Raw genomic sequence first — 12,638 nt, 5'->3', positions numbered from 1 at the left:
GCGGATTATGCTCCGCGGCGTCAGGACGATCAGATGTTCAGGAGGCTATCTCAGGCGCCGGTCGCTTCCTGATAAAAGTTGGTGCCGATGCCGGTATAGGTAAAGCCGTGTTTGCGGACCTCGTCGCTGCGGTAGATATTGCGCAGATCGACCAGGATCGGAGCGCGCATCGACTGCTTCAGGCGATTGAAATCGAGCGCGCGGAACTGGTTCCATTCGGTGACGATGACAAGCGCATCCGCACCAGCGGCCGCTTCATAGGGACCGCTCGCATATTCGATGTTCTCGATCACCTTGCGGGCGTTTTCCATGCCCTCGGGATCGTAGCCGACCACTTGCGCGCCGTTGTCCTGCAGGGTCTGGATGACTGCGATCGCCGGGCTGTCGCGCATATCGTCGGTGTTCGGCTTGAAGGTCAGGCCGAGGATCGCGATCTTCTTGCCGCGAATGTCTCCACCGACGGCCGAAATGACTTTGCGTCCCATCGCCCGCTTGCGGTTGTCATTGATCGAGATCGTCGTCTCGATGAGACGCATCGGCGCGTCGTAATCCTGCGCCGTCTTGGCAAGGGCAAGCGTATCCTTGGGGAAGCACGAACCGCCGTAACCCGGGCCGGCATGCAGGAACTTGGAGCCGATACGGCCGTCGAGACCGATTCCGCGCGAAACGTCCTGGACGTTAGCGTCGACCCGTTCGCAGAGATCGGCAATCTCGTTGATGAAGGTGATCTTCATCGCGAGAAAGGCATTGGCCGCATATTTGATCAGTTCCGAGGTGCGGCGGGTGGTGAAGACCAAGGGGGCCTGGTTGAGATAGAGCGGGCGGTAGACCTCGGTCATGGTTTCGCGCGCCCGGTCGTCGTTCAGGCCGACGACGATACGGTCGGGACGCTTGAAGTCTTCGATCGCCGCACCTTCACGCAGGAATTCCGGATTGGAAACGACGGCGACATCCGCCGCAGGATTGGTTTCGCGCATGATGCGCTCGACCTCGTCTCCGGTGCCGACCGGCACCGTCGACTTGGTGACGATAACGGTGAAGCCTTCCACATAGGTGGCAATCTCGCGTGCCGCGGCGTAGACATAGGAAAGGTCTGCGTGGCCGTCGCCGCGCCTGGACGGCGTGCCGACTGCGATGAACACGACATCGGCGCTGCGGACGCTTTCGCCGACATCCGTCGAAAACGATAGCCGGCCGGTGCTGGTATTTTCCGCGACCAATTGCTCCAGGCCCGGCTCGTAGATCGGAATGCGGCCTTCGCGAAGGGCTTCGATCTTACTCAGATCCTTGTCCACGCAGATGACGTCGTGGCCGAAATCCGCAAAGCAAACGCCTGAAACGAGGCCGACATAGCCTGATCCAATCATCGTGATGCGCATATTTCCCTCAAATCATTAGAGTAGAACGTCATGCTGCGTCGCAGCATGACGTTCGTCATAGTTAATCTGGACGAAAAGACAATACCGAAGATCGCCTGAAACCCACATCGGAAATCGAACTCCGGGCACCGCAACTTGCCGCGCGCTGCCCCGTCGACAGCCCAAACATAGGTTTGTGTGGGCGATATGACAAGTCGAGCGGCTCGTCAGAGCAGGCTCGACTTCAATCCGGAAACAGGATCAATCAGTCTATGTCGCTGTCTCGGCTGTTATAGCCGGTACCAGACATAGGGGTCTGTTCCCGATTGGATCTTGTCCCAGCGCAGATCGGTATCGCGCCAGTTCTTGATGCTGCTTTTCCTGTTGTCGAGCACGAGATCGCCCTTGTCGGTTCTGACGACGAGGACCGCGTGTCCTTCACCGGAGGGCGTATATGCCGTCGCGATCCGCAAAGCGCGCGACGACCAGCCCATCGCGATCAGCCGGCTGCGTTTGGTCAATGCGAAATCTTCGCAGTCGCCGCTGCGCACATTCACCTTCCAGACGTCGCCATTCAGTTCGTTGCGGGGGTCGTTCCGGCCGATCATCGTACGATTGACGGCGGTGTTGACGTCCTTCAGTTGCAGCATTTGCTTGTCAGTCATCGCAACGACCGCCAAACCATTGTTATCGCGGCATTCAGTCGGGTTCTGGGCGCAGAACAGCACTTGGGCGAAAGGTGGAATGATCGTGCCTTTTTCAGAGATATAACTGACCGCCGAACTATCGGTCAGACCGCGGGCAAAACCTGCGGGACCGGCGGCAAATGCCGAGCATGCATTGCCTGCTGTAAAGGCCAGTGCCAGAAGTGTAACGACTGTTTTCTTCATCTCTTAAATCCCCGTTACGGGCAACCGATTGAGATCAGGCTTGCCTTTTGTCTCAGTCAATGGCATGGCGACTTAGTGATCTGCCAAGTATTGGCTGCAGAACGTCTGTCCCGTTCCTGCTGCTTCAAGGAGCATAGCCAGGGCTTGTCTCGATTGATTTAAACGTTTCGCGACAATTTTAAATGATGTGGAATTCTGTTGCACTTTAACACGCAGGCGCTTGATATGCAACTTATGTTAGTACGGGAATATTAACCGTACTGGTTGTAGGCCCCTCATTCCCGCTGCTGCCGGTGAGCGAATTCAAATGTTATCCAACCTCATCAACAGGCAGATCATGCGGGAGGTGATCCTCGTTGTCTTCATTTGCCTGGTGATATTGACTTTTATTCCGTTCGGAAGCGTCACGCCCTTTCCCTTCGCCTTCGCTGCGATCGGAATGTTTGTGCTGGCGATTATTTCCGCGCTGTTGTTCGGGGAGCCGAGGCAGACCAGATCGGTTTTCAGCATCGCTTTGTTTCTACTCGTAGTGCTGATAGGCTGGGCGTTCATCCAGACCATCGAACTGCCTTCCAATTGGTTGGCCAATCCTGCCTGGAGTGCTGCGCGTGATCTGGCAGGTGTCCAGTACGCAGCGATCTCGGTCGAACCGGCCGACACGCTTGCGTCGATCCTGTGGATCGCCCTGCCTTTCGTCACATTTCTGACCGGGCTGCTCTTATGCGATACCGATCAGCGCGCGCGGAAAGTGCTGACGGGGCTCGGGCTTACGGCGGGCATTGTCGCTGTTTTCGGCCTTCTGCAGTTTTTGCTGTTTCCCAACATTCTGATCGTCGTGGAGAAACGCGCCTACCTCGACAGCCTGACTGCGGTCTTCGTTAACCGCAATACCGCCGCGACCTTCCTCGGGCTTGGAACGCTGCTGATGCTGACCCTGGTCAGGGACATAGCTCGTTCCTATTCAAACTATCCGCCCGGCGAACCGGGCCGAAACGCGCTTCTCTTGAGATCGTGGATCTATATCCTGCTCTTGTGCGCATGCTTCACCGCGCTGATGTTGAGCCGCTCGCGCGCCGGGATATTTGCGACCTTTGTTGCCGCTCTCATCTATTTTCCATGGCTTGTCCTCAATTGGAACGGCTCGAGGCGTTATCTGAGACCGGCGCCAAGATGGCGTTCGTTGCTGATACTCCTCTCGGCGATTGGTTTCGTCGTACTGCTGCTGACACTGTTTGCGGGCCAGGCGATTTTGCGCGCGCAAGAGCGGCGACTCGAGGATGATGATCGGTTTTGCATTCTGCCTGGCATATGGCGTGCCATTTCGGATCATTGGTTGACGGGAACGGGGCTCGGAACCTTCCGGACCGTGTTTTCCGCCTACCGCGATCCGGCCTGCGGAATTTTCGGAGTCTTCGACCGCGCGCACAATTTCTATCTCGAAGGATTTCTGGGCCTCGGAATATTGTTCCCGATTGCGACGGTCCTTGCCTTCTCGGTGCTTGCCAGAGTGTTCCGGCGCGGGTTCGCCCAAAGACGGCGTCTCAGGCATTATGTTCTTCTTGGCCTGGCGGCGACCGTTTTGGTCGCCCTTCATGCGGCGGTCGATTTTTCGCTGCAGATACCGGGTTTTGCGGTGTTTTACTCCGCCTTCCTGAGTGCTGTTGTCGCGATATGCCTGGGACGCAGCAACGGAGAGGCGGACATGGCATATGAGCGGCCGTTAACCACGTAAAGTTTAAATGGATGGATTTTAATAAGATTTTCGGAAAAGATCGATTGTGCAGGTGCGAACGGTTGACTCTGAAACCCTAGAAATTTTATAGCGGGTGCAGCCTTCGGATTGTTGCGACGCAAGAAAAGTCGGACCGAAGTCGTTTTTCGCTTCCTAAGGGGCTCGGCGTTGCCAGCCTGCCACAGTTAGGGGAATGTTAATCGGCTTTAAGTGTTATTGATCGGGGATTGTCTTGTATTTTGTCAGATTGCGGGGCAGTAGCTTCAGGGGCGTAAACGCAGGGTATTCTATGGGTTGTTCTCGTATCGGTAGTACACGCGTCGCCATTGTTGTAGCGCTAACGACTATATTGGCAAGCTGCACGTCGTTGCCAAGATCCGGTCCCGATCACAAAGATGTTGATCGAGATGCGGCGGTCAAAGTGACAACCAAGGAACGTCGCGTCGGTATCGACTACGCCCTGGTTGATCTCAGCAAGAACGTCCTGTCGTATTTTACCGCCCCCCAGCCGACCTCGTTCAAAGGGTTTGGTGGTGGTCGAGGCGGGGCGCCTGAAATTCCGCTCGGTTACGGCGATGTCGTTCAGGTCGCCATCTTCGAAGCTCAGTCGGGCGGCCTCTTCATTCCGTCCGATGCAGGTAGCCGACCCGGCAATTACATCTCGCTGCCGGAGCAGACCATCGATAGAAACGGAACAATCACAATTCCCTATGCGGGCCGGGTTCCGGCTGCCGGTCGCCTGAAGGAGACCGTGGAGCAGGACGTCGAGGATCGCCTGGCGAGCCGCGCGATCGAACCGCAGGTGGTTATTACGACAACAACAAGCCGCTCCAGCCAGGTTGCTGTGCTCGGCGATGTCAACAATCCCCAGCGCGTCGAGATCAGCCCGGCCGGCGAGCGTGTTCTCGATATCATTTCCGCCGCGGGCGGTTTGACGACCAACAATATCGAAACGAATGTGACGCTGCAGCGCCGCGGCAAGACGGCAACCGTCGCCTACACTACGCTGTTGAAGAACCCGGCAGAAAATATCTACGTTGCGCCGGATGATACGATCTCGATCGATCATGAGCGCCGCACCTATCTGGCGCTCGGTGCCGCAGGCACCAGCGGTCGCTTCGATTTTGAAGAGTCTGATCTAACCCTTGGAGAGGCAATCGCCAAGGCGGGCGGCCTACGCGACGACCGCGCCGATCCGGCTCAGGTCCTGCTTTATCGTCTTGTTCCGAAGAAAACGGTTCAAGCGATGCATGTGGACACGACGAGATTTGCGGGTGAAATGGTTCCGGTGATCATTCGTGCGAATATGCGCGACCCGGCAACCTTGTTTGCTGTTCAGCAATTCAAGATGGAAGACAAGGATATTATCTATATTTCCAATTCGGACTCTGTCGAACTGGTCAAGTTCCTTGACATCGTAAACTCGGTATCGTCCACTGTTTCCGGCGTGGCCGACGATGCGAACGATACCAGTAACGCGGTACAGGATCTTGGAAATTGATTGAAATAGGCGTGCCGGCATCGATCGCGGATGATCAATGCCGGCGGCCTATATAGCGGATTTGATGAAGGGCTACGGTTATGGCAAGGTCAGGTGTTTATCGTAAGCTTGCATATAGCGGAATTGTCGTCGCGATGTTTGCCGGCATGAATTCAAGCGCTTTTGCGGCAGCTTGCTTGGGTCCGGCAAATCTGACTTCCGTCGATGTCAGCGGATTTACGGCTAGCCCGGCCGTTCTGCTCGACATGTCCGATCCGTTGGTTTTGTCATCGCGCGTTCGCGCGCTGGTTGGAAGCAGCAATGATGCGCTATCGCCAGTGATTGAGCAGGCCAAGAAGGCCAGTGCCGCACAGATGGCGGCTATCGGCTCCGGTCTCGGACGGGCCGCAAACAGCTGCCAGGTAACGGATCCGCAATTCAAGCTGGCGATCGAAAAGGCTGTTGCCGAGGCGGCGAGTGCCGATCCGAATCTGGCGCCGCTGCTTGCAGCCTTTGCAAAGGTCCTTGCCGAAGGCGGGACCGCGGCGCTCGGCCCGGGTGCAAGTGCTGCCGCCGCCGCATCCGGCATCGGCAATGACGGGCAAGTTGGACAAACTGGGCCTGGAGCGGACGATGGTACGCCGTTCGACGGCGCTGCGACAACAGCGGGTACGCTGAAGGTTTCGAATGCCGGCGCAGATGATTCATCGTCGACTTCAACGACGACGATCCTCAGCACCGGAGCGGGAGGGCAGTCGTCTACCGATACGACGGAATCGACGAGTCAGAGTGTCCCGGTCATATAATAGCTGGAATTGCCCTTAGATCTTAGCGCTTGACGCATTTGTTGGAGATCGAAATTGCTATCGCCAGATAAACTTACACCGCGTATCGACCCCTCCCGCGATACCGGAAATGATGCTGATTTCATCGATTTCGACAAGCTCATCGCAATCGCCCGCCGACAGTGGCGGATGGTTGCGGCGTGCGGTTTCGCCTTTGCCATTCTCGGCATTGTGTATGTGTTGACTTCGGTGCCTGTCTACACCGCCGACACCAGCGTGCTGATCGACCGCAGCGATAGTCAGGTGATCAACCAGCTGGCGGCTTTCGGCCAGATGGACGATGACGAAGGTACTGTCCTCAGTCAGGTCGAGCTTTTGAAGTCCGACACCATCGCCTATGCTGTTGTCGACAAACTGAAACTCGTCGACAATCCGGTGTTCACGGCACCGAAAAGCTCACTTTTTTCTGTTTCAACGTTGAAATCCTTCGTGAATTTTCGGTCATGGTTTGCCGATGACGCAGCCGTCGCACCCGATCCGGAAAGGAAGCGGCGAAGCGCTGCGGAGACCGTCGCGGGCAATATCGACGTCGAACGCGTCGGTCGCTCCTATGTCCTCGATGTCAGCTATACCGCGCAGTCGCCCGATCTGGCGCGTGATATCGCGGCTGCCATCGCCGACGTCTATCTCGTCGACAAGCTCAATTCGAAATACGAGGCGACACGCCGGGCCGGCCAGTGGCTGCAGGAGCGTATCGAAGAGCTCCGGCAGCAGGCGTTGGACACCGATCTTGCGGTTCAGAAATTCCGCGGCGAGCATGGGCTTGTCGAGGCCGGATCCGGGACGTTGATCAGCGAGCAGCAGCTTTCCGAGATCAATACCCAATTGATCAATGCGCAGGCCGAGACAGCGAAGGCCGAGGCAAGATATGCGCGCGTCAAGTCGATCATCGACGCCAAGCAGACCGATGCGATCGTCACGGATGTGCTCGATAGCTCCATTTCGAACGACCTGCGCAAGAAATATCTGGAGGCTTCCAAGCTCGAGACCGAAATCGAGGCACGGCTCGGTCCCGATCACGTCCAGGCGGTTCGGCTTCGTGCGGAAATGGAAGAGTATAAAAGGCTCATGTTCGACGAGTTGAACCGCATCGCCGAGAGCTACCAAAGCGAGTTGCAGGTCGCAAAGTCGCGGGAAAATTCTTTGCGCGACAGTGTTACGCAGGCGACGGGCGTTGCCGCAACGGCTGGCGAAACGCAGGTGCAGCTTCGCGAGCTCGAGCGTACGCGCGATACCTATAAGAATCTCTATCAGAGCTTCTTGACGCGCTACCAGGAAGCAATTCAGCAGCAGAGCTTTCCGATTACCGCTGCGCGCATCATCACGACGGCGGAGACGCCGACGAAGCCGAGCGCTCCGAAGAGAGCTCTCGTTGTTGCTTTCGCGATGTTCGTGGGATGTGCATTTGGAAGTGGTATAGCTGCCTTCCGCGAATTCCGGGATCGGTTCTTCCGCACCGGCGATGATGTCCGGGACGTGCTCGATGTCGAGTCTCTCGGTGTCATGCCGCTGATTGAAAACAACGTCGATGATCCGACGCTTGTTGATCCCAGCAATCCGCGAAGCATCGCCAGGGGTGGAAAGACGACGACCTATGTCGAGGAGCATCCGCTCTCGGCATTTGCCGAGACGCTTCGAAGCGCCAAGATTGCCATCGACCTCAGTGCTGCCGATCAGCGCTGTAAGGTCATCGGTGTCGTGTCGAGCTTGCCCGGCGAGGGGAAGTCGACGACATCCATCAATTTTGCCAAGCTCCTGGCGATGCAGGGTGCGCGTTGCCTGCTTATCGATGGCGATATGCGCAATCCCGGCGCCACCCGGGCGATCGGCCGCCATGCCGAGGCCGGCTTGCTCGAGGCGATCGTCGACAGCCGTCCGCTCAAGGATCTGATCCTTCTCGATCCAAAAACAAAGCTCGCATTTTTGCCGACGGTGGCACGATATCGTGTTCCGCATTCGTCGGAGCTACTCGCGTCACGCGGCATGGATCAGCTTCTTGAAACGGCGCGTCAAAGCTTCGACTATATTATCGTCGACCTGCCACCCCTGGCGCCGGTTGTGGATGCGCGCGCTATCAATTCGAAGCTCGATGCGGTGGTTTTCGTTATCGAGTGGGGAAAAACATCGCGCAAGGTCGTGCAGTCGACCCTGCTGTCCGAGCCGGAACTCTATGCGAAATGCGTCGGTACTATCTTGACCAAGGTCGACCCGTCGCAGATGAAACTCTACCGGACATTCGGTTCGAGCGAATATTATTATAAGCGTTATTCGCGATACTATACCGAAAGCTGATGATCCGCAGTCAGTCCGTTTCGATTACCAGGATCGCCTTCGTTATCGTAGCCGTCGTCTTGGTGGTGCTGGCCGGTCGTGAGCTCTACGCTTCGATAAGAACGGCCAGCATCTCGATCGTCGCCGAAAGGATCGAGCGGGGCGAGACCGTTGCGGATGATGTCGTGACCAAATATGCCTCGCGCAGTGTCGACGTCGTTGACGGACATTATTGTCGATCCGACATCGTGGCTGCTGGCGTAACCCTCGTTCTGGCGCAACTCGATCGGCAGAATGTCAATGTCAATTACGATGGCTGGGCCGCTGCGGCATCGAGTGCGCGCCAGTATCTGCGGCATGCGCTTTCGTGCATGCCGACGAACAGCAATTTTTGGCTTCGCCTTGCGGCCGTGCAGTCGACAATTGCAGAAGAGCCGGTCGCGATTGCGGGAATGATGAAGCGTTCGGTTGTGCTCGCGCCCTACGACCAGGTGATGATCCTGACGCGGTTTTATTTCTGGAACGATTTTACCGATGCAACGCTTGCCGCGGCAAAGCGCGCGCTCGATAGCGATCTTACGACGATGCTGAAGCTGGGCGATCGTTGCAGGGTCAACGCCACGATAAAAGAGATTAGCCCACAGCTCCGCCCGATCTTCGATCGAAGCTGGATAAACGTTGGAGAGGCCGCGACGGCGCGGTTCCGACAGCGCTGCAGCAAGTAATCATCAAGGCTGGTTTTTAAGGACAGTTCCGAGATCGTGGCCGGCAGGCTGAGCAGCTACGGCTCTTTCTCTGGGCGAATTCAACTTGCATAAAAAAACGCCCGCAGCCTGCGCGGCGGGCGTCGCTTTTTGGTTGGCTATTGATGATCAGACTTCTGCGTCCGCACCAGTGATGTTGAGTGTCAGAACGCCGGCGTCGGTGTGGCCTTCGCCGTCGGAGATCTTGTAGAACTGGATAGTCTCCGTGACCTGATCCCCCGGAGCGATATCTGCTGTCAGATCATAGGTGAATGATCCATCCGCTTTGACATGGAACGTGCCATACGTGCCGGCGACGTCGGTTGTTGCGCTTGGATCGCCGTTTACGGTCGTGGTGCCGAATAGCCGGAGGAAGAGATGACCATTGTCGCCGGCAATGTCGTTGTCCAGGGCGTTGCCGCTAATGGCGTCGCCTTCGGTGAAGCTGTAGTTGTCGTCGACAGCGATCGGCTTTACCTGACTTACGCCCTGAATATTCAGGGTGAACAGGCCGACATCGGTGTTACCGGCACCATCAGAGATCTTGTACGAGACCTTCTCCTGGAGCAATTCACCATTGGTGAAGCCGACCTTGGCAGCGTCGCTCAGAACATAGGTATAGCTGCCGTCCGGCTTGACGAAGAAGGTGCCGTAATCGCCCTGGATCTCGGTGACCTGGCTGTTGCCTTGCTTGGAGCCAACGCCCTGCTGATCGAAGAAACGAAGGAACAAGTTCCCATCGGATGTATCGTTCGCCAGCAGATTTCCGGAAATAGCGTCGGTTTCCAGGAATGTTGCACTATCATCTGTTGCATGAATAGCCATTACTGTCTCTCCTCGAATTATTCTTTGCCAGGTCAATTCTGACCTTTAGCGAGCGGGTCGATTAAGGATATCTTAATACAGAGAGTCAAGGGTGCAATTAACAGCAGGTGAACATTTTCGGGTGTATTATACAATAATGACACACCTGTAACACGCATAAGGCGATGAAACGCATGGCAATTATTACGTTAATAATAAGTGAAAATACCAAATGGTAGATTCTGCCCCCTGTTTCTTCAGAGGAGAAGAATGTTTATTCGGGCGCAATTTATAAGAATACGCCGAGCTGCTTATGCGCAGATGAGATGTTGATATAATCACTACGGGCTACAGGCTGAAATCTCAGTCTTGCTTCGGTTTCTGTACCGGCGTCTGCTTTTCGACAAAGTAACTGATATCATGATTTTGTAACATTTGTGTATCAAGTAATGTTTCTCGCGAAACGCAATTGGCGTAAACTAATATGCGATGCGTGGAGAATAATCTTATTTACACTAGAGATATTGGGTAACATCGTCATAACTGCGCGATGAAATTTTTGTTGCAATGCAAAATATTCGAGAAACGAAGATCTTTTGTGGGAAGCGTAAGAATTATCGCGAGATAGAACGCATTTTAGTGTTCCATTTTAGGAGGCAGAGAGAGATCCGCGGGTAAAAGATTTTCCAGTATCTTTGGGAGATCACGGCGTGACCGTCTACTATGTAAATTCGGCAACAGGATCCAATCAGAACAGTGGAGTGAGCGAGCAGTCGGCTTTCGCGACACTTTCCGCTGTCGAATCCTTGAGGCTAAAGCCGGGAGACAGCGTGCTGCTTGCCGCCGGAAGCGTGTTTAACGAGCAATTCGACCTGAAATACTCCGGCACTGTCAGCTCTCCGATTACAATTGGCAGTTACGGCGTTGGCGATGCGCCGGTTATTCACAGTAGCAATGACGGTATCCACGGCTCGAAGGCTTCAAACATCATCGTGGAGAACATCAAGATTGCTGATACCGGCGGTGCGGCGATATATGCGGGAAATGTCTCCAACTGGACCGTCCGCAACGTCGAGGTCGAAAATACCGGACTTGCCGGCAAGCCCGGTTCCGTCAATTTCCAGAGCAGCCAGAACATTACCATCGAGAACAGCAAGATTTCCGGGGTAAATGGAGACGGCATCTGGATGGATAAAGTGATTGGCGTTACCATCGTTAATAATCTCGTCATCAACAGCCAGGGCGCTGCGGCAGACGCCGTTCAGTTGAACGACAGCAGCAATATCCTGATCAAGGGTAACCACCTAGAGCAGACGGAGACTAATAGCGCAAAGGGCGTCCTGGTGCTTGTTCGGGCTGCAAATGCAGCAGTCGAGGACAACACCGTGATCGGCGGCGGTTTCGGGATAGGTGCCAACGCGGGCACGAATATCGCCATCCACGACAACGACATCTCGGGATATGGCGGCTATAGCTGGTCCTACGGTATCGGCCTTGGCGATCAGGGCAATGCGACAAATTACGATATCAGTGGAAACTATATTCATGACGGCGTCTGGGGCGTGTCGATCAGCGCTGCAGGTTACCCAAGTTATGCACGCACCGATATCGATATTTACGGTAATGTCTTTGACGACCTGTCGTCCTCGGCGCTGAAGGTCGACAGGCCTGCATCCGGCTCTTTCCATGATAATATCATCGACAGCGCGGTGTCGACGTTGACGATGCCCGTCGCAATTGCCCTCCAGAGCACCTTCTTGATCAACGACAATAAGACCCTGGAGCAAGCGCAGGCCGAACTCGACGCCACGAGTGGCGACACCCCGTCCAACAGTGAGACGCCTACCACGCCGGTTGTTGAGCCGCCTGTCGAACCGTCAACACCGACGCAGACAAGCACTCCGGCGCCCGCGGACGAAGTGCAGGTTCCGACCGCACCCACCGTCGCCGGTCCCAGGATTGTTGCAGCCCATGACAGCCTGAAAATCTCCACGGATACGGGCAGCGCCTATCATGGCAACCTCCTCGAAAACGATAGCGCAATCAATGGAACCGTGCTTCTTCGTCGCTTCGGTGACAGTGCCGTGGATAAGCATGGCCTGACGCTGACCGGGAAATACGGCGTCATCCATGTGGAGAGCGATGGTGATTACACCTATACGGTCGATGCGGTGAAAATCGCCGGTCTCAGCGGAAAGGTCAGCGAATCCTTCCAATATAAGATTTCTGACGGCGCTTCTCACATCGATACCGACTCGCTCGGCGTGTATATCAATGTGGACGCGTTCCATAACAGCCAAGCGTCGCACCTGCTGGTTTGAATCCAGCCAAATTAGAGAGCGACGGCCCGCTGTTCAACACTTGAAAACTTGATGATGAAGGGGTGTCGGCGGTCGAGGGCGCGGATAAAAAATAGTTCCGGCGTTCATAGGAAAAATGAACTATAGATTGAATTTGTAGTTAACGCCCCAGTAAACGTCGCTAATATGCGCGCGATACGTTCATCCTTCTGCGC

At 55.6% G+C, this 12,638-nt stretch carries 9 protein-coding genes; 6 read left to right on the top strand and 3 right to left on the bottom strand.

What is annotated here, in order from left to right; all coding sequences use genetic code 11:
• Positions 1-50: 50 nt before the first annotated feature.
• Together RWK44_RS09160 and RWK44_RS09155 are read right to left on the bottom strand one after the other, a co-directional pair.
• Positions 51-1,379 (bottom strand): UDP-glucose dehydrogenase family protein, encoded by a 1,329-nt coding sequence (locus RWK44_RS09160; RefSeq protein ID WP_077979043.1) that lies wholly within the window; start codon positions 1,377-1,379, stop codon positions 51-53.
• Between the two features lie 269 nt (positions 1,380-1,648).
• Positions 1,649-2,248 carry a transglutaminase-like cysteine peptidase gene (locus tag RWK44_RS09155; RefSeq protein WP_131665172.1) on the bottom strand — a complete coding sequence of 200 codons (600 nt, stop codon included), beginning with the start codon at positions 2,246-2,248 and terminating at the stop codon, positions 1,649-1,651.
• 307 nt (positions 2,249-2,555) lie between these two features.
• Here RWK44_RS09155 and RWK44_RS09150 point away from each other — a divergent pair, with 307 nt between their 5' ends.
• The 5 genes from RWK44_RS09150 to RWK44_RS09130 all read left to right on the top strand — a co-directional run bounded on the left by RWK44_RS09150 (position 2,556) and on the right by RWK44_RS09130 (position 9,301).
• Positions 2,556-3,980 carry an O-antigen ligase family protein gene (locus RWK44_RS09150; RefSeq protein WP_316028700.1) on the top strand — a complete coding sequence of 475 codons (1,425 nt, stop codon included), beginning with the start codon at positions 2,556-2,558 and terminating at the stop codon, positions 3,978-3,980.
• A gap of 289 nt (positions 3,981-4,269) precedes the next feature.
• On the top strand, positions 4,270-5,481 hold the full coding sequence (locus RWK44_RS09145) for a polysaccharide biosynthesis/export family protein (RefSeq protein ID WP_131665170.1): 1,212 nt from the start codon (positions 4,270-4,272) through the stop codon (positions 5,479-5,481).
• An 80-nt stretch (positions 5,482-5,561) separates the two neighbouring features.
• On the top strand, positions 5,562-6,266 hold the full coding sequence (locus RWK44_RS09140; RefSeq protein ID WP_043294748.1) for a hypothetical protein: 705 nt from the start codon (positions 5,562-5,564) through the stop codon (positions 6,264-6,266).
• 54 nt (positions 6,267-6,320) lie between these two features.
• Positions 6,321-8,597, top strand: coding sequence for a polysaccharide biosynthesis tyrosine autokinase (locus tag RWK44_RS09135; protein WP_025395618.1), 2,277 nt, complete (start codon positions 6,321-6,323; stop codon positions 8,595-8,597).
• Positions 8,597-9,301, top strand: a complete 705-nt coding sequence (locus RWK44_RS09130; RefSeq protein ID WP_131665169.1) for a hypothetical protein — start codon at positions 8,597-8,599, stop codon at positions 9,299-9,301. The genes RWK44_RS09135 and RWK44_RS09130 overlap by 1 nt, the downstream gene beginning before the upstream one ends.
• A 147-nt stretch (positions 9,302-9,448) precedes the next feature.
• Here RWK44_RS09130 and RWK44_RS09125 read toward each other — a convergent pair whose 3' ends face one another.
• Positions 9,449-10,144, bottom strand: a complete 696-nt coding sequence (locus RWK44_RS09125; protein ID WP_017961667.1) for an Ig-like domain-containing protein — start codon at positions 10,142-10,144, stop codon at positions 9,449-9,451.
• A 689-nt stretch (positions 10,145-10,833) separates the two neighbouring features.
• Here RWK44_RS09125 and RWK44_RS09120 point away from each other — a divergent pair.
• Positions 10,834-12,444 carry a right-handed parallel beta-helix repeat-containing protein gene (locus RWK44_RS09120; RefSeq protein WP_316028699.1) on the top strand — a complete coding sequence of 537 codons (1,611 nt, stop codon included), beginning with the start codon at positions 10,834-10,836 and terminating at the stop codon, positions 12,442-12,444.
• The last annotated feature ends 194 nt before the right edge of the window (positions 12,445-12,638 follow it).

It is taken from the genome of Rhizobium sp. 25PS6 (genome assembly GCF_032464655.1).
GTDB lineage: Bacteria > Pseudomonadota > Alphaproteobacteria > Rhizobiales > Rhizobiaceae > Rhizobium > Rhizobium laguerreae.
The sequence above is the reverse complement of the archived record's forward strand: the minus strand, read 5'-3'. Positions and strand labels throughout refer to the sequence as shown.